Annotated in this window: 17 protein-coding genes, 1 tRNA gene and 4 pseudogenes; 8 read left to right on the forward strand and 14 right to left on the reverse strand. The window is 72.7% G+C overall.

What is annotated here, in order from left to right; translation table 11 throughout:
* Positions 1 to 21 precede the first annotated feature (21 nt).
* The gene (locus ACLQ2N_RS10065; RefSeq protein ID WP_425811181.1) at positions 22 to 1,623 is read left to right on the forward strand and encodes a tetratricopeptide repeat protein; all 1,602 of its coding nucleotides are present in this window, start codon (positions 22 to 24) and stop codon (positions 1,621 to 1,623) included.
* Positions 1,624 to 1,679: 56 nt separating this feature from the next.
* On the opposite strand, the gene hppD is transcribed toward ACLQ2N_RS10065, so the two are convergent.
* On the reverse strand, positions 1,680 to 2,825 hold the full coding sequence (hppD, locus tag ACLQ2N_RS10070; protein ID WP_425811183.1) for a 4-hydroxyphenylpyruvate dioxygenase: 1,146 nt from the start codon (positions 2,823 to 2,825) through the stop codon (positions 1,680 to 1,682).
* A gap of 130 nt (positions 2,826 to 2,955) precedes the next feature.
* Here hppD and ACLQ2N_RS10075 point away from each other — a divergent pair, with 130 nt between their 5' ends.
* From ACLQ2N_RS10075 to ACLQ2N_RS10095, 5 genes are read left to right on the forward strand one after another with little or no spacing between them, the layout of a single operon-like run.
* A complete protein-coding gene (locus ACLQ2N_RS10075; protein ID WP_018517925.1) occupies positions 2,956 to 3,429 on the forward strand; it encodes an Lrp/AsnC family transcriptional regulator in 474 nt (157 codons plus the stop codon).
* A 14-nt stretch (positions 3,430 to 3,443) separates the two neighbouring features.
* Entirely contained in the window at positions 3,444 to 4,091 is a 648-nt protein-coding gene (locus ACLQ2N_RS10080) for an ABC transporter permease (protein WP_330312193.1), read from the forward strand.
* Positions 4,084 to 5,340, forward strand: a complete 1,257-nt coding sequence (locus ACLQ2N_RS10085) for a betaine/proline/choline family ABC transporter ATP-binding protein (protein WP_425811186.1) — start codon at positions 4,084 to 4,086, stop codon at positions 5,338 to 5,340. The genes ACLQ2N_RS10080 and ACLQ2N_RS10085 overlap by 8 nt, the downstream gene beginning before the upstream one ends.
* Entirely contained in the window at positions 5,337 to 6,209 is an 873-nt protein-coding gene (locus ACLQ2N_RS10090; protein WP_425811188.1) for an ABC transporter permease, read from the forward strand. The genes ACLQ2N_RS10085 and ACLQ2N_RS10090 overlap by 4 nt, the downstream gene beginning before the upstream one ends.
* An 8-nt stretch (positions 6,210 to 6,217) precedes the next feature.
* Positions 6,218 to 7,183 (forward strand): glycine betaine ABC transporter substrate-binding protein, encoded by a 966-nt coding sequence (locus tag ACLQ2N_RS10095; RefSeq protein WP_425811190.1) that lies wholly within the window; start codon positions 6,218 to 6,220, stop codon positions 7,181 to 7,183.
* Positions 7,184 to 7,204: 21 nt separating this feature from the next.
* Here ACLQ2N_RS10095 and ACLQ2N_RS10100 read toward each other — a convergent pair whose 3' ends face one another.
* The 5 genes and pseudogenes from ACLQ2N_RS10100 to ACLQ2N_RS10120 all read right to left on the reverse strand — a co-directional run bounded on the left by ACLQ2N_RS10100 (position 7,205) and on the right by ACLQ2N_RS10120 (position 12,787).
* A complete protein-coding gene (locus tag ACLQ2N_RS10100) occupies positions 7,205 to 7,978 on the reverse strand; it encodes a S16 family serine protease (RefSeq protein ID WP_425811192.1) in 774 nt (257 codons plus the stop codon).
* A 102-nt stretch (positions 7,979 to 8,080) separates the two neighbouring features.
* Entirely contained in the window at positions 8,081 to 8,722 is a 642-nt protein-coding gene (locus ACLQ2N_RS10105; RefSeq protein WP_018100771.1) for an IclR family transcriptional regulator, read from the reverse strand.
* A gap of 455 nt (positions 8,723 to 9,177) precedes the next feature.
* Complete coding sequence (locus ACLQ2N_RS10110; RefSeq protein ID WP_425811194.1) at positions 9,178 to 10,959, reverse strand: DEAD/DEAH box helicase; 1,782 nt, start codon at positions 10,957 to 10,959, stop codon at positions 9,178 to 9,180.
* Between the two features lie 150 nt (positions 10,960 to 11,109).
* Positions 11,110 to 11,298: pseudogene (locus ACLQ2N_RS10115) on the reverse strand (type II toxin-antitoxin system death-on-curing family toxin); the annotation flags it as partial.
* Between the two features lie 25 nt (positions 11,299 to 11,323).
* Entirely contained in the window at positions 11,324 to 12,787 is a 1,464-nt protein-coding gene (locus ACLQ2N_RS10120) for an MFS transporter (protein WP_425811196.1), read from the reverse strand.
* Positions 12,788 to 12,971: 184 nt separating this feature from the next.
* Between ACLQ2N_RS10120 and ACLQ2N_RS10125 the strand changes: the two genes are divergently transcribed.
* Positions 12,972 to 13,046: transfer RNA gene (locus tag ACLQ2N_RS10125), tRNA-Cys, on the forward strand.
* Between the two features lie 58 nt (positions 13,047 to 13,104).
* Here ACLQ2N_RS10125 and ACLQ2N_RS10130 read toward each other — a convergent pair.
* The 5 genes and pseudogenes from ACLQ2N_RS10130 to ACLQ2N_RS10150 all read right to left on the reverse strand — a co-directional run.
* Entirely contained in the window at positions 13,105 to 15,441 is a 2,337-nt protein-coding gene (locus tag ACLQ2N_RS10130) for a xanthine dehydrogenase family protein molybdopterin-binding subunit (protein WP_425811198.1), read from the reverse strand.
* A complete protein-coding gene (locus ACLQ2N_RS10135) occupies positions 15,438 to 16,952 on the reverse strand; it encodes a 2Fe-2S iron-sulfur cluster-binding protein (protein ID WP_425811200.1) in 1,515 nt (504 codons plus the stop codon). Before ACLQ2N_RS10135 ends, ACLQ2N_RS10130 begins: the two co-directional genes overlap by 4 nt.
* The gene (locus ACLQ2N_RS10140) at positions 16,949 to 17,845 is read right to left on the reverse strand and encodes an FAD binding domain-containing protein (protein ID WP_425811202.1); all 897 of its coding nucleotides are present in this window, start codon (positions 17,843 to 17,845) and stop codon (positions 16,949 to 16,951) included. Before ACLQ2N_RS10140 ends, ACLQ2N_RS10135 begins: the two co-directional genes overlap by 4 nt.
* A gap of 305 nt (positions 17,846 to 18,150) precedes the next feature.
* On the reverse strand, positions 18,151 to 19,785 hold the full coding sequence (locus ACLQ2N_RS10145) for a beta-N-acetylhexosaminidase (protein WP_425811204.1): 1,635 nt from the start codon (positions 19,783 to 19,785) through the stop codon (positions 18,151 to 18,153).
* A 4-nt stretch (positions 19,786 to 19,789) separates the two neighbouring features.
* Positions 19,790 to 19,897 (reverse strand): annotated as a pseudogene (locus ACLQ2N_RS10150) (carbohydrate ABC transporter permease); the annotation flags it as partial.
* Between ACLQ2N_RS10150 and ACLQ2N_RS10155 the strand changes: the two are divergent.
* Positions 19,895 to 19,960, forward strand: a pseudogene (locus ACLQ2N_RS10155) (IS200/IS605 family transposase); the annotation flags it as partial. The pseudogenes ACLQ2N_RS10150 and ACLQ2N_RS10155 overlap by 3 nt on opposite strands.
* A 173-nt stretch (positions 19,961 to 20,133) precedes the next feature.
* Here ACLQ2N_RS10155 and ACLQ2N_RS10160 read toward each other — a convergent pair.
* From ACLQ2N_RS10160 to ACLQ2N_RS10170, 3 genes and pseudogenes are all read right to left on the reverse strand, one after another.
* A pseudogene (locus tag ACLQ2N_RS10160) lies at positions 20,134 to 20,413 on the reverse strand (ABC transporter substrate-binding protein); the annotation flags it as partial.
* Positions 20,414 to 20,646: 233 nt separating this feature from the next.
* Positions 20,647 to 20,934 (reverse strand): DUF3039 domain-containing protein, encoded by a 288-nt coding sequence (locus tag ACLQ2N_RS10165; RefSeq protein ID WP_026171211.1) that lies wholly within the window; start codon positions 20,932 to 20,934, stop codon positions 20,647 to 20,649.
* A 29-nt stretch (positions 20,935 to 20,963) separates the two neighbouring features.
* Positions 20,964 to 21,524 (reverse strand): YqgE/AlgH family protein, encoded by a 561-nt coding sequence (locus tag ACLQ2N_RS10170; protein WP_425811206.1) that lies wholly within the window; start codon positions 21,522 to 21,524, stop codon positions 20,964 to 20,966.
* Positions 21,525 to 21,683: the final 159 nt, after the last annotated feature.

Genomic DNA, 21,683 nt, shown 5'->3' on the forward strand with positions numbered 1-21,683 from the left:
TACTGCCGCACAGTGAGCGGCATGGATCTCACGCCTCAGCAGCCCCCGGGGGCCTCCGGGCCCGAGTACTCCTTCGACACCGACTGGCCCGCCCCGGACGCGTCCCCGCCGGACCCCGCGTCCCTGGCCGAGCCGCCGCTCCCCACGATGCGTACGACGCTGCGCCGGGCCGCCTTCGGCATCGTGGCGGGCGCGGTCCTGGTGACGGGCGCGGTGGTCGCGGTGCCCGACGACGACAAGGACGCGGCACCGCCCGCGTCCGGCCCGGTCTCGCGGGCGATGAGCGCGACGGCCGCCGGCTCCCCCGCCGCGCTCGCCGATCTGACGGCGCTCATCGGGGACCGGCAGAAGTGGGTGGGCACGCACCCCTCGGACGCGGACTCCTGGGCGGTGCTGGGGTCGGCGTACGTGGAGGCGGGACGGCGGGCCGCCGACCCCGCGTACTACACCCGGGCCGAGCAGGCGCTGAAGCGGTCGCTGGAAGTGCGTCCCGGCGAGAGCGGCAACACCGCCGCCTGGGTGGGCCTCGCCTCCCTGGCCAACGCCCGCCGCGACTTCGTGACCGCCAAGAAGTGGGGGGAGACGGTCCGGGCGCGGCGGCCGAAGGAGTGGACGGTCTACCCGCAGCTGATCGACGCCTACAACGGCCTGGGCGACCAGAAGTCGGCGATCACGGCGGTGGAGCGGTTCACCGAGCTGCGGGCCGGGGTCCCGGCACTGGGCCGGGCCGCCGAGATGTACCGCGACCGGGGCTGGCGCGAGGACGCACTGGCCACGGCCCAGGACGCGGCGAACCGGGCGAGGACGCCGGCCGAGAAGGCCGCCTGCCTGGCCAGGCTGGGCGACCTGGCCTGGGAGCGGGGCGAGCCGAAGGAGGCCGTGGCGCAGTACGGGGCGGCGCTGCGGGTCGAGAAGGGCCACCACCCGTCGCTGGCCGGGCGGGCGCGGGCGCTGGCGGCCCTCGGGCGCAGCGACGAGGCCGTGCGGGACTACCAGGCCGCCCTGGCGAAGTCGCCGCGCCCGGCCTACCTCCTTGAGCTGGGTGAGCTGTACGAGTCGCTGGGGCTCGACGGCGACTCGGTGGGCCAGTACGAGAAGCTGCGGGCGGCCCTGGACCGGGGCAGGGCGCGTGGCGTGGACGAGTCGCTGCCGCTGGGCCGCTTCGAGGCCGCGCACGGCGACGCGGACGCGGCGGTGGGGCTGCTGCGGGCGGAGTGGGAGCGGGGGCACCGCAGCCCGGCGGTCGCGGACGCGCTGGGCTGGGCGCTGCACCGGTCGGGCGACTCGGAGGGGGCGCTGGAGTACGCGCAGCGGGCGGTGGACTCGGGCGGGCAGAACGCCTCGTACGCGTACCACCTGGGCATGGTGCAGCGCGCGCTGGGCGATTACGGTTCGGCGCGCCGCCAGTTGGAGGGGGCGCTGCGGACCAACCCGAAGTTCTCGCCGCTGGACGCGCCGCTGGCCCGGGAGGCGCTGGACAGCCTGGGCGAGCCTCCGGCGGGCGGCCCGGCGGACATGCAGCCGCCCCCGGCCCCGGAGCCCCCGGCCCCGCAGGCACCTGCGGCGGCCGTCGCGCAGGCCCCCGTACAGCCGTCACCGGCACCGGCGGCGGCCGTTCACTGACGTACAAGGAGGAGGGGCGGGCCGGAAAGCGGCCCGCCCCTTGCTCATGCCCCGCGTCAGAGGTTGCCGCGCTTCTCCTGCTCGCGCTCGATCGCCTCGAACAGGGCCTTGAAGTTGCCCTTGCCGAAGCCCATGGAGCCGTGGCGCTCGATCATCTCGAAGAAGACGGTCGGGCGGTCCTGGACCGGCTTGGTGAAGATCTGCAGCAGGTAGCCGTCCTCGTCGCGGTCCACGAGGATCTTCAGCTCGCGCAGGGTCTCGACCGGCACCCGGGTCTCGCCGGCCCACTCGCCGAGCGTGTCGTAGTACGAGTCCGGGGTGTCCAGGAACTGCACACCGGCGGCGCGCATCGCCTTCACCGAGGCGACGATGTCGTTGGTGGCGAGCGCCATGTGCTGGACACCGGCGGCGCCGTAGAACTCCAGGTACTCGTCGATCTGCGACTTCTTCTTCGCGATGGCCGGCTCGTTGATCGGGAACTTGACCTTGAGCGTGCCGTCGGCGACGACCTTGGACATGAGCGCGGAGTACTCGGTGGCGATGTCGTCGCCCACGAACTCCTTCATGTTCGTGAAGCCCATGACCTTGTTGTAGAACGCGACCCACTCGTTCATCCGGCCGAGCTCGACGTTGCCGACGCAGTGGTCGATGGCCTGGAAGAAACGCTTGGCCGGCGGCTCGACGATCGGGGTGGCGGCGACGTAGCCCGGCAGGTACGGGCCGTCGTAGCCGGAGCGCTCGACCAGCGTGTGGCGGGTCTTGCCGTACGTGGCGATGGCGGCGCGCACGACGGTGCCGTGCTCGTCCTTCGTCTCGTACGGCTCCTCGATGCCGGTGGCGCCGTGCTCGACGGCGTAGGCGTACGCCGCGCGGGCGTCCGGGACCTCGATGGCGAGGTCGATCACGCCGTCGCCGTGCGCGGCGACGTGGTCCTCCAGGAAGTGGCCCCAGTCGGTGGACGCCTTCACGACGGAGGTGAGGACGAAGCGGGCGGAGCCGCTGGTCAGCACGTAGCTGGCGGTCTCGCGGCTGCCGGTCTCGGGGCCGGAGTAGGCCACCAGCTTCATGCCGAAGGCGGTCGAGTAGTAGTGCGCGGCCTGCTTGGCGTTGCCCACGGCGAAGACGACGGCGTCCATCCCCTTGACGGGGAAGGGGTCGGCCTGCCGGGACGTCTCAGGGGTGCTGTGCATCGTCTCTGTCATGCCCAGAGGTTCCCGCCACTCCGCAAGGTGCGCAACAGTTCCCGTAATCACTGGTCAATCTGTACAGCGGTTCGCCATGATGGCCGGACTATCTGTACATGGTGCCCATCACACCGCCCCGGAGGCCCGCATGGCGATCGACCGACTCGACGGGCGGCTCATCGTGCTGCTCGCGCGTGAACCCAGGATCGGCGTCCTGGAGGCGTCGCGCAGGCTGGGCGTGGCACGCGGGACGGTGCAGGCGCGCCTGGACCGCCTTCAGTCCAATGGCGTCATCCGCGGTTTCGGTCCGGACGTCGATCCGGCGGCCCTCGGCTATCCAGTCACCGCGTTCGCGACGCTGGAGATCAAACAGGGCCAAGGCGCCGACGTACGGGCGCACTTGAGCGGCGTACCGGAGGTCCTGGAACTGCACACCACCACCGGGCACGGGGACATGCTGTGCCGGCTCGTGGCCCGGTCCAACGCGGATCTCCAGCGGGTGATCGACCGGGTTGTCGGCTTTGATGGCATCGTCCGGGCCTCCACGGCCATCGTCATGGAGAACGCCGTACCGCTGCGCGTCATCCCGCTCGTGGAACAGGCGGCGCGGGACACCGACTGAGCCGAGGAGGACGGATGAGCTTCTGGGAGTACGTGGCCAACCGTCATCAGCAGTTGCTCACCGACGCCTTCCAGCACGTCAGCGCGGTCTTCCAGTGCATGGTCATCGCCACCGCGCTCGGTGTCCTGATCGGCGTCGTCAGCTATCGCAGCGGCTGGGGCTCCTCGGTGGCGATCACCTCGACGGCGACCGTGCTCACCATCCCGTCCCTGGCCGCCATCGGTCTGCTCATTCCGCTGGTCGGCCTGGGCGTCGCGCCCACGGTGATCACGCTGACGCTGTACGGGCTGCTCCCCGTCGTTCGCAACGCGATCGTGGGTCTGCGCGGCGTCGACCCGGCCCTGGTGGACGCGGCGAAGGGCATCGGGATGTCGCGGACCGCGCGGCTGCTCAAGGTGGAGCTGCCGCTGGCCTGGCCGCCGATCCTGACCGGCATCCGGGTCTCCACGCAGATGCTGATGGGGATCGCCGCCATCGCCGCGTACGCCTCCGGCCCCGGCCTCGGCAACGAGATCTTCCGGGGCATCGCCTCGCTGGGCAGCGCCAACGCGATCAACCAGGTGCTCGCGGGCACGCTCGGCATCGTCATCCTCGCCCTGCTCTTCGACGCCGCGTACGTCCTGCTGGGCCGGCTCACCATCCCCAGGGGGATCCGTGTCTGAGACCGCGACCGAGACCGTGCCGGAGCCGGCGGCCACCTCCGGCGCCGCCATCCAGCTGGAGAACCTGTCCAAGCGCTATCCGGGCAACCCGAACCCCGCCGTGGAGAACGTCTCCATGGAGATCAAGGCCGGCGAGACCGTGATCTTCGTGGGCCCCTCCGGCTGCGGCAAGTCCACCACGCTGAAGATGATCAACCGGCTGATCGAGCCCACCTCGGGCCGGATCCGGATCGACGACGAGGACGTCACCGACATCGACCCGGTGAAACTGCGCCGGAAGATCGGGTACGCCATCCAGTCCTCCGGGCTCTTCCCGCACATGACGGTCGCCGAGAACATCGCCCTGGTGCCGAAGATGGTGGGCTGGTCCAAGTCCCGGGTGAAGGACCGGGTCGAGGAGATGCTGGACCTGGTCGGGCTCGACCCGCGCGAGTTCCACGGCCGCTATCCGCGCGCCCTCTCCGGCGGGCAGCAGCAACGCGTGGGCGTGGCCCGGGCGCTGGCCGCCGACCCGCCGGTGCTGCTGATGGACGAGCCGTTCGGCGCGGTCGACCCGATCACCCGCGACCACCTCCAGGACGAGCTGATCCGGCTCCAGCACGAGCTGCACAAGACGATCGTCTTCGTCACCCACGACTTCGACGAGGCGATCAAGCTGGGTGACCGGATCGCGGTGCTGCGCGAGCGCTCGCACATCGCGCAGTTCGACACCCCGGAGGCCATCCTCACCAACCCGACGGACGACTTCGTCTCCGGTTTCGTCGGCGCGGGCGCGGCGCTGAAGCGGCTCAACCTGACCCGGGTCCGGGAGGTGGAGATCGCCGACTTCCCGACCGTGACGGTGGACGACCCGCTCCAGTCGATCTTCAACAAGCTGCGCAGCGGCTCGCACAACGAGCTGCTGATGCTGGACCGCCGGGGCCGCCCCTACAAGTGGCTGCGGCGCGGCGACCTGATGCGGGCCCGGGGCTCCCTGGCGCGCGCCGGGCAGCTGGTCCACGACACGGTGACCCGGGACGCGACCCTGCACGACGCGCTGGAGGCGGTGCTCACCGACAGCGGCGGGCGGGTCGCGGTGACCGGCCGGCGCGGCGAGTTCACCGGGGTCGTGGACATGCACACCCTGATGAACTCGGTGCACGAGCTCCTGGAGGCGGACCGGCTCACCGCCATCGAGCACCAGCACGACCTGGAGGAGCTGCGGGTCCACCAGACCGCCGAGGAGCTGGAGGGCGGTGCGGGCGCATGACCCCCGACTCCCCGTCCGGCTCCTCCCGCGCGCCGGGCCGCGAACGGCCGCCGGGCGAGCACGACGTGAAGGGGCACGCCTTCCGCGACGAGGAGGAGGCCGAGCCCGTCCCGCAGCCGGCGAAACCGGCGCGCCGGATCACCTGGCGCAAGCTGGTGGTGCTCCCGGCGGTCCTGGCCGTCGTGCTGGTCCTCACGTACGTGTGGATCGAGAACGTGGACCTGGACTCGATCGCGGAGAACTCGATCGCCGGGGACACGGTCGAAGTGCGCTGGTGGCAGCATGTGAGGCTGACCGCGATCTCCACGTTCTGGGTGCTGATCATCGCCATTCCGCTGGGCATCGCGCTGACCCGGCGGGGCCTGACCAAGGCGGCGCCCGTGGTGACGGCGATCGCCAACATCGGGCAGGCGACCCCGGCGATCGGTCTGCTGGCGCTGCTGGTGATCTGGCTCGGCATCGGCCCGTCCACCGCCATCACCGGCATGGTGATCTACGCGGTGCTGCCGGTGCTATCCAACACGGTCGCGGGTCTCAAGGCGATCGAGCCGAACATGGTCGAGGCGGCGCGCGGCATCGGCATGTCGGCGATGGGCACCCTGACCAAGGTCGAACTCCCCCTCGCCGTACCGCTGATCCTGGCCGGGGTGCGGACCGCGCTCGTGCTGAACGTGGGCACGGCGACCCTGGCGACCTTCGGGGGCGGCGGCGGGCTGGGCGACCTGATCACCTCGGGCATCCAGACCCAGCGCATGCCGGTCCTGGTGCTCGGCTCGGTCCTGACGGTGGTGCTGGCGCTCCTGGTGGACTGGCTGGCCTCGCTGGCCGAGGTGGCGCTGACCCCGCGCGGCCTGGAGGTGGGGCGATGAGGACGCGGATGCGTGGGGCTCTGGCGGCAGGGGCCGCGCTGTCCCTGGTGCTGGCCGGGTGCGGGCTGAAGAGCGGGTCGCCGATGGTGGACGACGTGGTGCCCGGGTCGGTCGGGCAGGGGCAGCCGCTGGACGGTGCGTCGCTGACCGTCACCTCGAAGAACTTCAGCGAGAACATCGTCCTGGGCCAGATGATCGGGCTGATCTTCAAGGCGGCCGGGGCGGAGGTCCTGGACCGGACGAACCTGCCGAGCTCGATCAGCGCCCGCGAGGCGGTCATCCAGGGCGACGCGGACGCCGAGTACGAGTACACGGGCACCGGCTGGATCACGTACCTCGGGCACGCGAAGCCGATCGCCGACCCGATGGAGCAGTGGAAGGCGGTGCGCGACGCGGACCTGAAGAACGGGGTGACCTGGCTGCGCCCGTCCACCCTCAACAACACGTACGCGCTGGCCATCAGCGCCAAGAACAACGCCAAGTACCACCTGAAGACGCTCTCCGACGTCGCCGCCCTGGCGAAGAAGAACCCGTCGGCGGTGACGGTCTGCGTCGAGAACGAGTTCGCCTCGCGCGACGACGGGCTGCCCGGCATGGAGAAGGCGTACGGAATGTCCCTGCCGGCGTCCAACATCAAGAAGATGGACGCGGGCATCATCTACACCCAGGTCTCCAAGTCCGACTCCTGCCTGCTCGGCGAGGTCTTCACCACGGACGGGCGCATCAAGGCGATGAACCTGGAGGTGCTGGAGGACGACAAGCACTTCTTCCCCAACTACAACGCGGCGCCCGTGGTGCACACCCCGACGCTGGAGAAGTACCCGGAGATCGCCGGCCTCCTCGATCCGCTCAGCAAGCGGCTGAACACGGAAGTCGCCCAGGTGCTGAACGCCAAGGTGGACGTCGAGGGCCAGGACCCGCACGACGTGGCGAAGGACTGGCTGATCGAGGAGGGGTTCATCAAGAAGGGGTGAGCCGTCGGGCGCCGTTCCCGGTCAGCAGCCGGGGATCTCGCCGCCGTGATCCAGGGCCCGCAACGAGTTCACCGCGCTCTTCAGCGTCGTGACCGGGATCAGCCGCAGCCCCTTCGGCAGCTCGGACTTCGCCTCCGAGCACTCCGCCTTCGGTACGAGGAAGACGGTCGCCCCGTCCCGCCGGGCCGCCTGCGTCTTGAGCGAGACCCCGCCGACCGCGCCGACCGTGCCGTCCGCGTCGATCGTGCCCGTGCCCGCGACGGTGCGGCCGCCGGTGAGGTCGCCGCCCGAGCCGTCGCCGTCCAGCTTGTCCACGATGCCGAGCGCGAAGAAGAGTCCGGCGCTGGGGCCGCCGATGTCCGCCAGGTGCAGGGTGACGTCCACCGAGCCGGGCTTGCGGCCCAGGTAGTTCAGCGCGGCGTCGACGGCGTCGTCCTGGGACTTCGCCATGTCGTCCAGGTTGTGCTTCTCGATCTCCTTCTCGGAGCCGCCGGTCGGGTAGACGGAGTCGCGGGGCAGCACGGCCCGGTCCGTCCGGAACCAGCTGTCCACGACGTCCCCGATGCCGACGTCCGCCTTCGGGCCCGTCGCCACGATCGTCGTCATCCGCAGCTCGCCCTCGGTGGGCCGGGTGGGCGCGCCCTCGATGCTGATCACCGGGGTGCCGTGGTCCTCCCCGAGCACGTCCGCGGTCGTCCCGGGCTGCGCCAGCGTGAACGGCAGCGGCGCGAAGGCGGCTGTGCCGAGGAGGGCGACGACGGGGAGGGCGGCTAGGGCGAGGCGTTGTCTGGACACCGGCCCAATCTAACGTGCGGCCGTCCGGCGCCCCGGCCCGCCAGGGGCGCCGCTCCCCCGGCGAGCCGGTTCCGTCCTCAAACGCCGGACGGGCTGAAATGCTCAGCGCAACGCGTCGGCGACCTCGCGGGCCGCGTCCACCACCCGGGGTCCCACGCGTTCCGGGACGGAGTCCGCCAGCATGACGACGCCGACGCTGCCCTCCACCCCCGTGACGCCCATGAGCGCCGCCGCCGCACCGCTCGCGCCCGCCTCCAGTTCGCCGTGGGTGAGGGTGAACGCGGTCTCGCCCACCGGCTTCTGGCGGGCGGCGAGGATCGCCCGGCCGGCGGCTCCCCGGTCCAGCGGGTGGCGGAAGCCCGCCCGGTAGGCGACGTGGTAGTCGGTCCAGGTCGGTTCGACCACCGCGACCGCCAGCGCGTCGGAGCCGTCGACCAGGGTGAGGTGGGCGGTGGCCCCGATGTCCTCGGCCAGCGAGCGCAGCGCCGGAAGCGCCGCCTCGCGGACGAGGGGGTGGACCTGGCGGCCCAGGCGCAGGACGCCGAGACCCACCCGTGCCCGGCCGCCCAAGTCGCGGCGGATCAGGGCGTGTTGCTCCAGCGTGGCGAGCAGACGGTAGACCACGGTGCGGTTGACGCCGAGCTTGTTGGACAGCTCGGTGACCGTCAGGCCGTGGTCGGTGTCGGCGAGCAGTTTGAGGACACGCAGTCCTCTGTCGAGCGTCTGGGAGGTCTCCGCGGTCACGACGCCCTCTCCTCCGTGGTGAGCGGCCGCGGCTGTCCCGTGGGATGTGCGCCACCGGTCCCGGGGCGACGCACGGAGAGGCCGCCGGCCTGGCCAAGGCACCGGCTGCGCTCCGCGGCCACATTGCCACGGGGCGTTCACATTTTTGGGACAGTAGCGAGGGAGTCCGCTGAGCGGAAGCCCTCGTCCAGAATCCGGTCTCCCTCAAAAACCCGGTTGCGCCGTACGAGCATAAGTGCCGGTCAGCGGCGCGCGGACCGTTCATCGCGCATCTACGCGCGTCCAGGTCGGCCGACTCTCCCGCGACGCTCCGTAGACCGGATGTGAACCACGGTTAACTCACCGTGAAAATTTTTTCGGCCGATTCCTTGTTCGACAGGGCTCCGCGAGCCTCACGACAAGGCCCCGGGACCCTGTCGCGAGGGTTCCGGGGCCTGGTGCGCTTCGTGCGCGGGTCACCGCATGCGGGTGGCCCACTCCTGGACCTTCTTGATCCGCTGTTCGATCTGCCCGGCGGTGGCCTCCGCGCTCGGCGGTCCGCCGCAGACCCGGCGCAGCTCGGTGTGGATGACGCCGTGCGGCTTGCCGCTCTGGTGGGTGTAGGCGGAGACCATGGTGTTCAACTGCTTGCGCAGGCCGAGGAGTTGCTTGTGCGTGACGACCGGGCGGTCCTGGGCGGGCTTTTCCAGGAGGTCGGCCTCGGACGCGGGCTTCTGCCGGCTGTGCGCGATCTGCCGGGTCTGCCGCTTCTGGAGCAGCAACTGGACCTGGTCGGGTTCGAGGAGCCCGGGGATGCCGAGGTAGTCCTGCTCCTCCTCGCTGCCGGGGTGCGCCTGCATGCCGAACTCGGCGCCGTCGTAGAGCACCCGGTCGAAGACCGCGTCGGACTCCAGGGCCTCGAAGGGCAGTTGCTCCTCGGTCTCCTCGTCCTCCAGCTTCTCCGCGTCGGCGAGGAGCTTGTCCTCCTCGGCGAACGGGTTCTCCTCGTCGCTGCCCTTCTTGGGCTTGTCGAGGACGTGGTCCCGCTCGACCTCCATCTCGTTGGCGAAGTCGAGGAGCATCGGGATGGTGGGCACGAAGACGGAGGCGGTCTCGCCGCGCCTGCGGGAGCGTACGAAGCGGCCGACGGCCTGGGCGAAGAAGAGGGGGGTCGAGATGGTGGTCGCGTACACCCCGACGGCCAGGCGCGGCACGTCGACGCCCTCGGACACCATGCGGACGGCGACCATCCAGCGCGAGTCGTCCTGGCTGAACTTGTCGATCTTCTTCGAGGCGGCCTTCTCGTCGGAGAGCACGACGGTGGCCGACTCGCCGGTGACCTTCTTCAGGATCTTGGCGTACGCGCGCGCCGACTCCTGGTCCGTGGCGATGACGAGCCCGCCCGCGTCCGGGATGCCCTTGCGGACCTCGGTGAGGCGCTTGTCGGCGGCGCTCAGCACGTTGGGGATCCAGTCGCCGGTGGGCGACAGGGCGGTACGCCACGCCTGCCCGATGGCGTCCTTGGTCATCGGCTCGCCGAGCCGGGCCGCGATCTCGTCGCCCGCCTTGGTGCGCCAGCGCATGTTGCCGCTGTAGCTGAGGAAGATCACGGGGCGCACGACACCGTCGGCCAGGGCGTTGCCGTAGCCGTAGGTGTAGTCGGCGGAGGAGCGCCGGATGCCGTCGTTGCCCTCCTCGTACACGACGAACGGGATCGGGTTGGTGTCCGACCGGAAGGGCGTCCCGGTGAGGGCGAGCCGCCGGGTCGCGGGGTCGAACGCCTCCTGGCACGCCTCGCCCCAGGACTTGGAGTCACCGGCGTGGTGGATCTCGTCGAGGATGACCAGGGTCTTGCGCTGCTCGCAGCGGTTGCGGTGCAGCATCGGGCGGACGCCGACGCCCGCGTAGGTGACGGCGACCCCGTGGTACTCCTTGCTCAGCGGCCCGGCGCTGTAGTCGGGGTCGAGCTTGATCCCTATCCGGGCGGCCGCCTCGGCCCACTGCTTCTTCAGGTGCTCGGTGGGCGCGACGACGGTGACCTGCTGCACGACGTGGTGGTGCAGCAGCCAGGACGCGAGGGTCAGCGCGAAGGTGGTCTTCCCGGCGCCGGGGGTGGCGACGGCGAGGAAGTCGCGCGGCTGCTCCTGGATGTACTTCTCCATGGCGCCCTGCTGCCAGGCTCGCAGCTTTCCGGCCGTGCCCCAGGGGGCGCGGCCGGGGAAGGCGGGTGAGAGGTGGTGGGAGGCGGTAGTAGTCACGGTCTCCGGTTCGGGTCTCTCGGGTACGTGGGTGCTGTCCGCACGGGCCGGACCGGCACCGCACGCGATACGACAACCGGGCCACCCTACCGGGGCGAGTGCCCCGCACCGCCGTGTTCCGCGCCACCGCACACGTAAGTGCGACGGCTCTCACACAGGGGCGGTCACCAGGTCGCCCAGCCCCTGGGCGATGGCCTTCACGTCGTCCGTCTCGCCCGTCGCGACCGCGATGACCAGGCGTTCCGCCGCGTCGATGTCGGGCCGGAGGTCGGCCCCGTACATGGCGAGGAAGGTGACACCGGACAGCCAGGCGGTGCGTTTGCTGCCGTCGAAGAACGGGCGGGTGGGGCCAGACTGGTACCACTCACCGTTCCCGCACCCGCCCCGCCACCCACGCTCCCGCCAGGGCGACCACTGCCATCGGGAAGAAGACGACCGCGAAGGCCGCCGGATGGGAGGAGGTGGCGGCCGTCTCCGTGGCGTCCATCGTGCCGCCGCCCAGGGCGGCGAACGCGGCGCCGCCCGCGGCCAGCAGGAGGACGTTGGAGAGGCCGTCGGAGATCTGGAGGGCGGCCGAGTTGGCACCGGCCTCCTCGGGGGCGGACAGCTTCAGGAGCAGCACGCTGGTGGAGGCGATCACCACGCCCATGCCGAAGCAGCCGAACGCCCAGGCGACCGCCACGGTCCAGACCGGCACGGAGGCGATCAGGACGGCCGGGGCCGCCGCGATGGACAGGGCGACCAGGACCATGGCGCCGACCATCAGGGGCTCGCGGTGCGGTTCCAGGCGGGGCCGGGACTGCACGTACGAGCCCAGCGCCCAGGTGCCGCCGCCCGCCGCCAGGGAGAGGCCCGCCAGGGTCGGGGACATGCCGCGCTGGGTGACCAGCATCAGCGGGACGAACGATTCGGCGGCGATGAAGGACCCGGCCGCGACCCCGCGCAGCAGCACCACCGCGGGCAGCCCGCGCGCCGCGCGCCACGTGCCGTGGGGCAGCAGGCCCCGGATCGCGGGGACGAGCAGCGCGGCCCCGGCGGCGGCCGGCAGCAGCGAGAGCCAGTTCCGCTCCTGGCCGGCGTACTGGAGCAGCCCGGCGCCCAGCGAGATGCCCAGCGCGAGCGCGATGCGCCGGCGGTCGTACGCCTCCACCGGGGCCGCCGGGTCCGCCGGCCCGGACGCCATGCGCCGGATCTCGGGCAGCGCGAGGGCGAGCGGGAAGACGATCAGGACCGGGATGCCGATGAAGACCCAGCGCCAGCCCAGGTGCTCGGTGACGCTTCCGGCGGCGAGCGGCCCGACGACCGAGGGGATCACCCAGCTCGCGGCGAACGCTGCCAGGATCGCCGGCCGCAGGCGCTCCGGATAGGCGCGGCTGATCACCACGTACAGCGCGACGATCACCAGCCCGCCGCCGAGCCCCTGGACGGCGCGGCCCGCGATGAACATCCACATGGAGCCCGCGGTCCCGGACAGCAGGAGCCCCGCCGCGAACGCGCTGATCCCGGTGGCCAGCGGGGCGAGCGGGCCGCGCCGGTCGGCCCACTGCCCGGACAGCACCATGGCGAAGAGGCTGGTGGTGAAGTACGCCGAGAACGCGTACGCGTACAGCGGGATGCCGTGCAGCTCACGCGCGGCGACCGGCATCGCGGTCCCCACGGCGGTGGCCTCGAAGGCGATGAGGAACACGACGGAGACGATGCCGATACTGAGCGCCCGGTACGTCCGCCCGAGAATGCCCTCGGGCAGCACGGGCCCCGCCGGGGCGGGGGTGTCGACGTCTTCGATGAGGCGCGGGACGTCGGCGTCGCGCGGTTCCAGGGCGGTCATGAGCCAAGGGTAAGGGGCGAAACGCCTGATGAACCCTGTCGGTGGTCGGCCCTGCCCTCGGCCGTTGGTCCTACGCCCCCCGAGCCGGACGTGAACGGCGTATGGCAGTCGTGTTGCACGGTCACCGGAACCCTTGAGCGGCCCGTGCGGCCGGGCCTACGGTCGGTCCAGCGACACCACGCAGGACCGTGTGCCCGAGAGGCTCAGGGGCTCGACTGCAACTCGAGTTACACCGGTTCGAATCCGGTCACGGTCTCCACGAACGAACTGCCCGCCCCTCGGGCCGAGGGGCGGGCGGTTTCCGTGTGCGGGGCGCGTCAGCCCTTCGGCGCCGCCACCGCTGCCTGCGGGCGGATCGGGAGGCGGTTGACCGGGCGGCCGGTCGCCGCGCGGACCGCGGCGGCCACCGCGGCCGGGGAGGTCACGACCGGGACCGCCGAGGCGGGCTTCGCGCCGAACGGGGCGAGGACGTCCCGCTCCTCGACCAGCTTCACGATGCGGATCTCCGGGACGTCCAGCGAGGTCGGCAGGGCGTAGCCGGTGAGGTCCGGGTGGCGGACCAGGCCGCGGGCGGTGCGGAGGTTCTCGGTGAGGGCGGCGCCGATGCCCTGGGTGACGCCCGCCTCGATACGGGTCGCCAGCTGGGACGGGTTGAGGACGCGGCCGACGTCCTGGGCGACGGCCATCTCGACCACCCGGACCGAGCCCAGCTCGATGTCGACGTCCACCACCGCGCGGACCGCGCAGAAGGCCATGCCCACGAAGGCGTCGCCCTGCCCGGACTCGTCCAGCGGCTCGGTGGGGTGCGGGCGGCACTGGGCGGTGGCCCACAGCTCCTTGCCGTCCAGCGCCTCCGACACGGTCGTGGAGAGCACCCCGTCGTACGAGGTGATCTTGCCGTCCGCGATCTGGAGCAGCTCCGTGGACATCCCGAACTTGTGCGCCAGGGGCTGGAGGAGCTGGGTGCGGACCATCTTCGCGGCGCGTTCGACCGCTCCGGCGGAGACCCAGGTGTGGCGGCCGTGCGTGGCCGCGCCGGCCGGGGGCTGGTCGGTGTCGACGGAGGCGACGTGCACCTCCTCGACGCCCAGGGTCTCCTGGACGACCTGCCGGGCCAGCGTGGAGAAGCCCTGGCCCGTCTCGACGGCCGCGCAGATGACGGTGGCGACCGAGTCGTGGACCCGGACCGTGGCCGTGGACACCTCGTCGGCGCCCTCCGCGCCCAGCATGTGCACCATGCCCAGCGCGTACCCGACGCCGCGCCGCACCGCGCCCGGTTCGCCCGCGCCCTCGGGTCCGCCCGGCAGCAGCCAGTCGTCCTCCGGGGCGTCCTTGGGCAGGGCGGGCAGCGGGTGGTCGCGGACGGCGGTGAGCAGTTCGGCGACGGGCGCGGGGCAGGTCACGGTCTGCCCGGTCGGCAGGATGTCGCCGGTGGCCAGCACGTTGCGCATGCGCAGCTCGGCCGGGTCGATCCCCAGCTTCGCGGCCAGCTTGTCCATCTGGCCCTCGTAGGCGGCGCAGACCTGCATCGCGCCCTCGCCCCGGACATGGCCGGAGGGGGGGTTGTTCGTACGGACGGCCCAGCCCTCGATGAAGGCGTGCGGGACGACGTACGGGCCGCAGGCGAAGGCGACCGCGGCGGCCAGGGACTCCGAGGAGGCGTCCGCGTAGGCGCCGGCGTCCAGCAGGATCTGGGCCTCCACCTTGACCAGGCGCCCCTCCGCGTCCGCGTGGTGGCGGTAGCGCAGCAGGGTGGGGTGGCGGTGGGCGTGGCCGAGGAAGGACTCCTCGCGGGTGGCGGCCAGCTTGACCGGGCAGCCGGTGCGCAGGGCGAGCAGGCCCAGCGGCAGCTGGAAGGCGGGGTCCTCGCGGTCGCCGGTCGCGCCGGGCACGCCGGTGACGACGACCTTGACCCGCTCCGGTTCGAGGCCGAAGCAGGCGGCGGCCAGGTCGCGGTCGGTGTGCGGGTCCGTGGACGCGGTGTACAGCTCGACGCCGCCGTCCGGGCGGGGCACGGCGAGCCCGGCCTCCGCGCCGATCGGGGCGGGGTCCTGGCGTCCGATGCGGTAGAGCCCGTCCACGACGACCTCGCCGGCCGCCTCCGGGTCGCCGTAGCGCAGCGGGATGTGGCGGATGAGGTTGCCGTCGGGGTGCAGGGGCTCGGCCTCGAACGCCTTCTCCGGGTCGGTGACCGGGTCCAGCACCTCGTACTCGACGGCGATCGCGGCGGCGGCGAGCCGGGCGGTGTCGGGGTGGTCGGCGGCGACGGCGGCGATCGGTTCGCCGTGGTGGCGGACCAGGTCGGAGGCGAAGACGGGGCGGTCCACGACCTTGCGGCCGTACAGGGCCTCGCCCGGGACGTCCTCGTGGGTGACGACCGCGCGCACCCCGGGCATCTCGACGGCGCCCGAGGTGTCGATGGAGACGATGCGGGCGTGTGCGTGCGGGGAGCGCAGGACGGCCGCCCAGAGCAGGCCCTCGGCCCACAGGTCGGCGGCGTACGGGAAGGTGCCCTCGGTCTTGGCGCGGGCGTCGGCCGGCGGCAGCGAGGCGCCGATGCCGAGCCGCGGCTGCTCGGCCTCGGGTCCGCCCGGGCCGGCCGGCGACGGGATGCTGATCGTCGTGGGGGTGGCGCCGGCCGCGTCGTTGCTCACGCCATGCCTCCGTCCTGCTGGTGGGCCTGCACACTACCGGCGCCCGGCGCCGCCTGGTGCGGGATGCGGGGCTCCTCCGGCTCGTCGGTCCCGGTCTCCTCGGCGGCCTCGCGGGCCGCGATGACCTCGTTGACCGCGTCCAGGACGCCCCGGTAGCCGGAGCAGCGGCAGAGGTTGCCGCACAGCGCGCGGCGGGTCTCCAGCTCGCTGGGGCGGTGGTTGCCCTCCAGGAGGTCGTGGACGGTCATCGCCATGCCGGGGATGCAGAAGCCGCACTGGACGGCGCCGCAGTCGGCCAGCGCCCGCTGCACGTCGGACGGTTCACCGTCGACGGCCAGGCCCTCAACCGTACGGACCTCGCTGCCGGCGGTCGTGGCGGCGGGGACCAGGCAGGAGGCGACGAGCCGGCCGTCCACCTGGACGTTGCACGCCCCGCACTCGCCCTGCGAGCAGCCGTCCTTGGCGCCGGCGAGGCCGAGGCGTTCGCGCAGCACATAGAGCAGGGACTCGCCGATCCAGGCGTCCGTGACGGGCCGGTCGACGCCGTTGACGCGCAGCGTGTACGAGGCGGCGGGGTGCTCGCTGGGCAGCGAGGGCCCCTCCGGTGCGTCGGGCGCCGGGGGCGCCGCTGTGCCGTGGTCCGCGTCGGCCTCGGCGCCCGCGTCCGCGACGGGCTCCTCGTCCTGGCCCGCCAGGTCGGGAGCCGCCCACACGGGCTCGGGGGCCGGCTCGGCGCCGGGCGCCGCCGGGACGTCCTCCGCCTCCGGGCCAGGGGCGGGCCGCTCGCCGTCGGCGGGCTCCGCCACCTCGGGAGCGCTCTCGGCAGGGGCGCCGGCGGGCGTGTCAGCCGGGCCTGCGGCCAGGGCGTCGGCCGTGACGCCCACCGTTCCATCGGCCGGGACGCCTGACAGCCCATCGGCCGAGACGCCGGCCCCCGCGTCGGCCGGGACATCGGCGGGCCCACCCGCCTCCGGCTCCGCGGCCTCGGCCGCGTCCGGCACCGCCCAGGGCGCCGGGGCGCCGCCCGGCAGCGTGGCCGGGCGGTCCGCGTACCAGTCGGCGACGGGGGGCGGGGTGTACAGCTCGCCGGAGTCGTCCGAGAGCGCGGCGGCCGGGGCCGGCCAGGACGAGGTGTCCACCGGCCACTGGGCCGTGGCGGCCGGGTCCGTGCCGTACGGCTCCTGGTACGAGCCGGCCTGCTGCTCGGCCTCGGGGTGCGGGTAGCCGTAGCCGGACTGCTGGTTCGGGTCGGGCCAGTGCACCGCGTCGGGCGCGGGCTGCTGGTCGGGGGTCCGGACGGTCCAGTTGCCGGTGGCCGCCGGGTCGAGGCCGGCGACCGGGGTCAGCGGCAGGATCATCGGCGGGGTGTAGCCGTGGCCGGGCGCGGCCAGCGGGATGTCCGCCAGGTCCTCCGGCGGCAACTGGACGAAGGCCGTCGCGTCGCCGTCGTAGTCGCCCTGCGGGGTCGGCTGCCAGCCCCCGTGCTGCTCGGCGGGGTTCTCCTTGCTCACGACAGTGCCCTCCCCAGCGCGCGTCGGGCGAGCGCGGCGACGGTGCGCCGCAGGTGCAGTACGGCGGGGGACGGCGGTGGCGCCTCTCCCCCGTCGGCGGATGGTCCGGGGTCCGGGACGCAGGCGGCCGCGACGTACTCGCCGAAGGCGGCCAGCGCGTCGGGCGCGAGGCCGCGCGCCCCGTCCCAGTCGATCAGCGAGGCGATCCAGTGCTCCGCCTCCAGCGGGCGCAGCGGCATCGGCGCGATGGCGCCGACCGCGCAGCGCACTCCGCGCCTGGCCGGGTCGAGGACGATCGCGACGGAGGCGGTGGCGCGGCCGGGTCCGGTGCGGCCGGTGGCCTTGAGGAACACCTGCGGGGCGTGCAGCAGGGGCACCCGGACGAAGCCGATCAGCTCGGCGGGCTCCAGCATCTCGCGGCCGGCCAGCAGGTGGGAGACGGGGATCTCGCGGCGGGCTCCGCCGGGTCCGGCGATGACGAGCTCGGCCTCCAGGGCGGCGAGCACCGGCAGCGCGTCCCCGGTCGGGGCGGCGGTCGCGATGTTGCCGCCGAGCGTGCCGGCATTGCGGATCTGCGGGGGGCCCGCGGCGCGGGCGGAGGCGGCGAGCGCGGGGATCAGGGCGGCGAAGTCGGGCCGCCCCATGCGGGCGTGGGTCAGGCCGGCGCCCAGCAGGGCGTGCCCGTCCTGGTAGTGCCAGCCGCGCAGCTCGCTGATCCGGCCGAGTCCGACCAGACCGGAGGGGCGCAGGAGCCCCTTGTTGACGGCCGACATCAGGTCCGTGCCGCCTGCCACGGGGACGGCGGCCGGCATGGCGCCGAGTGCCGCCACCGCCTCGTCCAGCGAGGCAGGCAGCGTCACGGACTGCGTCGCCTGCGGTGCGTGCGTGGTCAACCCAGCTGCCCCTTCCCGTGTCCCGGCGCTCCCGCCTGTTTCGCCGTACGGTACGTGCTCGAAGCCCGGACGTGGCAACTCTGGCACATCTTCGGACCGGCCCGACGCGCAGGTCCGCGAAGGGTGTATCCGTCCACGGCCAGGGTAATGGTCCCGTTTTCGCGCCGGTTCGGCGGTGAGCACCCTTTGCCGGTCTTACGCATCTCCGTACGGCTTTCTCCGTTACCGGGGCCGCCCCCTTCGAACGGCCGCCGCCACCACGGTCGCAGGGGCCGTGGTGGCGGGAGAGCGGGTCGGGGCCGGGCTCACACGTTCGGGGGTGTTCCCTCGATCGGGCGTCCGAGGATGCCGGGGCGCTTCTGCCAGGGCAGCGGTCCGGACGGCGGCCGGTAGCCGACGCCGAGGGCGTCGAGCCGGGCGTAGTGGGCGGTCATCCGGCGCTCGAATCCGGCGAAGTCCCGTTCGTCCGGGGCGGGCAGGGCCGACCAGGCGACCTCGGCGAAGGCGGCGAGGCGGGGGAAGACCTGGTAGTCGACGCGGGCCCGGTTCTGCATGACCTCGGACCAGGCGTTGGCCTGGGTGCCGAGGACGTGCCGGGCCGCCTCCTCGCTCAGGGACGGCGGCACGGGTTCGAAGCGGTAGACGTCCTCCAGGGTGCGGACGTATCCGATGGGCATCGGCTCGTCGGGGCCGCCGTGCTGACGGTGGTCCAGATAGACCTGCTGCTCCGGGCACATGACGACGTCGTGCCCGGCCTCGGCGGCCGCGATGCCGCCCGCGTAGCCGCGCCAGGAGGAGACGGCGGCGCCGGGTGCGAGGCCGCCCTCCAGGATCTCGTCCCAGCCGATGAGGCGGCGGCCGCGCTCGGTGAGCCAGGTGTCGAAGTGGCGGATGAACCAGGACTGGAGCTCGTCCTCGTCCGCCAGGCCGAGTTCCTTGATGCGGGCCTGCGCGGCGGGCGACTGCCTCCACTGGTCCTTGGGGCACTCGTCGCCGCCGACGTGGACGAACGGCGAGGTCTCCGGCGGGAAGAGTTCGAGGAGCTCCTCGAAGACGCCCTCGTAGAACCGCAGGACGTGGTCGGCGGGTGCCAGGACGTTCGGTGTGATGCCCCAGTCGTCCCAGACGCCGAGCGCCGAGGTGTCGACGACGTCGGTGTTGCCGAGCTCCGGGTAGGCGCTGATGGCGGCCTGCGAGTGGCCGGGGATGTCGATCTCGGGGACGACCCGGATGTGCCGGGCGGCGGCGTAGGCGACGATCTCGCGGATGTCGTCCTGGGTGTAGTAGCCGCCGTGCGGGGTCTCGTCCCACAGTTCGGAGGCCCGGTGCCCGTACTTCGTACGCGGGCGCCAGGCGCCGGCCTCGGTGAGGCGGGGGTGGCGCTTGATCTCGACGCGCCAGCCCTGGTCGTCGCTGAGGTGGAAGTGGAAGACGTTCAGCTTGTGGGCGGCGAGCAGGTCGAGGTAGCGCAGGACGTCGTCCTTGGGCAGGAAGTGCCGTGCCACGTCGAGCATCAGGCCGCGCCAGCCGAAGCGGGGCGCGTCCTCGATGTCGGTGGACCCGAAGCCGTGGACGGCGGCCCCGCCCACGGGCGCCCGGCGGAACGCCTCGGGGCCCAGCAGCTGGCGCAGGGTCTGGGCGCCCCAGAACACCCCGGCGGGGCTGCCGCCGGTGATGAGGACGCCCTCGTCGGGCGTGGTGGCCAGCCGGTAGCCCTCGGGGGGCAGGGTGGCGTCGGTGCGCAGCACGATGGCGCGCGGGGCGCCCTCGGGGCCGGGGGCGAGGGGCAGGCCGAAGGCGGCGCCCAGGGTGGTGCGCAGCCAGCGTTCGGTGGTCTCGGTGCCGGGGGCCGCCGCGATGGTGGTGGACGCGTCGAGGACGAATCCGCGGCGCCCCCGGTCGTCGGCGCGCAGGGGCGCCGGGATCAGTTCCATGGCCATGACGTCAGTCCTTAACCGCTCCGCCGAGTCCGGAGACCAGGCGTCGCTGTACGAGTACGAAGAAGACCAGCACGGGCACGGTCATCACCGTGGAGGCTGCCATGATCCCGCCCTGGCCGGCTCCCTCAAAGGCGTCTCCGCGCACTACCCGCGCAAGGAGCACGCCGACCACATCCAGTGCCGCGTCAGCCAAGGTTTGCCCGGTGAGGAGCGGCGTCAGGTGCGTGCTCTCGGCGTGCCGGCCGGAAGCCCTCGTACTGGACGTACTCGGGCTTCCGGCCGGTGTGGCGAGAGTGCGTGCATGGCGTCGCGACGGGGCGAACCTTGGCTGACGCGGCACTAGATCATGTTGAAGGCGGCCTTGACGCGCTGGGCGCGGGTCTCGACCGGGATGTACTCGATCTCGGCATTCGCGCCCTCGTGGGCCTTCCTGAAGGCGGCGACCGCGGTGCCGACCACCTTCTCCTTCGGCTTGTTGCCGACCTCCTGGAACAGCCAGACACGCAGTGCGCCGGTCTTCTCGTCGCCCTTGGCTCCGGTGCGGAGGTCTGCGGCGCGCAGGCGGTGGCGGTGAGGCCCGCCAGGCGAGCGCCGCGGCCGGGGCGGCGATTCGGGCAGAGAACTTCATCCGGAACCCCTACCGGTCAGCGTTGCAGAATGTGCAACGCACATTTCGTTCTGCACAACAGCCAGGAGAGTAGGTCCGGACCTGGACGGCCACAAGTGGTCTGCACCACCTCTGCACCACTCCGTGATCCGGCGGAGCACCCCGTGCAACGGCATGCGAAAGACCCCCGGGGCACGCGGAAGCGTGCCCCGGGGGTCTCCCGGGCGTTCAGCTGTGGGCCGTACCGGTGGCCCCTACTTCTTGTCCTTGCCGCCCTTGCCCTTGTCGCCGCCGGCGCCCATGGACTCGTAGATCTCCTTGCACATCGGGCAGACCGGGTACTTCTTGGGGTCGCGCCCCGGTACCCAGACCTTGCCGCACAGTGCGACCACGGGAGTGCCCTCCAGGGCGCTCGCCATGATCTTGTCCTTCTGGACGTAATGGGCGTAGCGCTCGTGGTCGCCGTCGCCGTTCGACACCTGCGGCGTCGGCTCCACGAGGGTTCCGGTACCTGCCCCGCGCTCGGGCTCAAGAGTGCTCATAACCGCCAAGCGTACTGAAGAACGGGACATCAGTTCAGCGAAGGGTCGTCCGGATACGTGGCGATCATGGCCAGTTCGCTGCGCTGCCGGCGCAGGACCGCACGCCACAGGCCCTCCGGGCGCGGCGAGGAGACGTCGCCGGGCTCCGATTCCACCACGTACCAGGCGCCCTCGGACAGCTCGCGCTCCAGCTGTCCCGGCCCCCAGCCCGCGTACCCCGCGAAGATCCGCAGCGAGCCCACGGCCGCCGCCAGCAGCTCGGGCGGCGCCTCCAGGTCCACCAGACCGATCGCCCCGTACACCCGGCGCCAGCCGAGGGGGCCTTCGGCGCCCGGGATCACCGCGACCCCGAGGGCGGAGTCCAGCGAGACCGGACCGCCCTGGAAGACGACCTCCGGCTCACCGGTCAGCCCGGCCCAGGCCGCCAGGATGTCCACGACGCCCACCGGGGTGGGCCGGTTGAGGACCACGCCGAGGGAGCCCTCCTCGTCGTGGTCGAGGAGCAGCACGACGGCGCGGTCGAAGTTCGGGTCCGCCAGGGCGGGCGCGGCCACGAGCAGCCGCCCTGTGAGCGAGGACACCTCGGTCATGGCAGAAATGATCCCGCATCCGCGGCCTCGGCGGGGGCCAAGTGACGTGCCCGTCGCGCTCGGTGCCCGAGCGCAGCTCAGGGCGCACGGGTGCACGAGGAGCGCACGGCCGGACCGCCGATCCGGACGGTGACCCTCCGCACGTCCGGCGCAGCAGAG

It is taken from the genome of Streptomyces sp. DT224, assembly GCF_049844595.1.
In the GTDB taxonomy this organism is placed as follows: Bacteria; Actinomycetota; Actinomycetes; order Streptomycetales; family Streptomycetaceae; genus Streptomyces.

Excerpts from the sequence above, each read along its gene's own strand:
- ACLQ2N_RS10080 (WP_330312193.1), top strand. The coding sequence starts at position 3,444 with ATGAGCTTCTGGGAGTACGTGGCCAACCGTCATCAGCAGTTGCTCACC.
- ACLQ2N_RS10170 (WP_425811206.1), bottom strand. The coding sequence starts at position 21,524 with ATGACCGAGGTGTCCTCGCTCACAGGGCGGCTGCTCGTGGCCGCGCCC.
- ACLQ2N_RS10065 (WP_425811181.1), top strand. The coding sequence starts at position 22 with ATGGATCTCACGCCTCAGCAGCCCCCGGGGGCCTCCGGGCCCGAGTAC.
- ACLQ2N_RS10075 (WP_018517925.1), top strand. The coding sequence starts at position 2,956 with ATGGCGATCGACCGACTCGACGGGCGGCTCATCGTGCTGCTCGCGCGT.
- ACLQ2N_RS10145 (WP_425811204.1), bottom strand. The coding sequence starts at position 19,785 with ATGGCCATGGAACTGATCCCGGCGCCCCTGCGCGCCGACGACCGGGGG.
- hppD (WP_425811183.1), bottom strand. The coding sequence starts at position 2,825 with ATGACAGAGACGATGCACAGCACCCCTGAGACGTCCCGGCAGGCCGAC.
- ACLQ2N_RS10095 (WP_425811190.1), top strand. The coding sequence starts at position 6,218 with ATGCGTGGGGCTCTGGCGGCAGGGGCCGCGCTGTCCCTGGTGCTGGCC.
- ACLQ2N_RS10165 (WP_026171211.1), bottom strand. The coding sequence starts at position 20,934 with ATGAGCACTCTTGAGCCCGAGCGCGGGGCAGGTACCGGAACCCTCGTG.
- ACLQ2N_RS10120 (WP_425811196.1), bottom strand. The coding sequence starts at position 12,787 with ATGACCGCCCTGGAACCGCGCGACGCCGACGTCCCGCGCCTCATCGAA.
- ACLQ2N_RS10090 (WP_425811188.1), top strand. The coding sequence starts at position 5,337 with ATGACCCCCGACTCCCCGTCCGGCTCCTCCCGCGCGCCGGGCCGCGAA.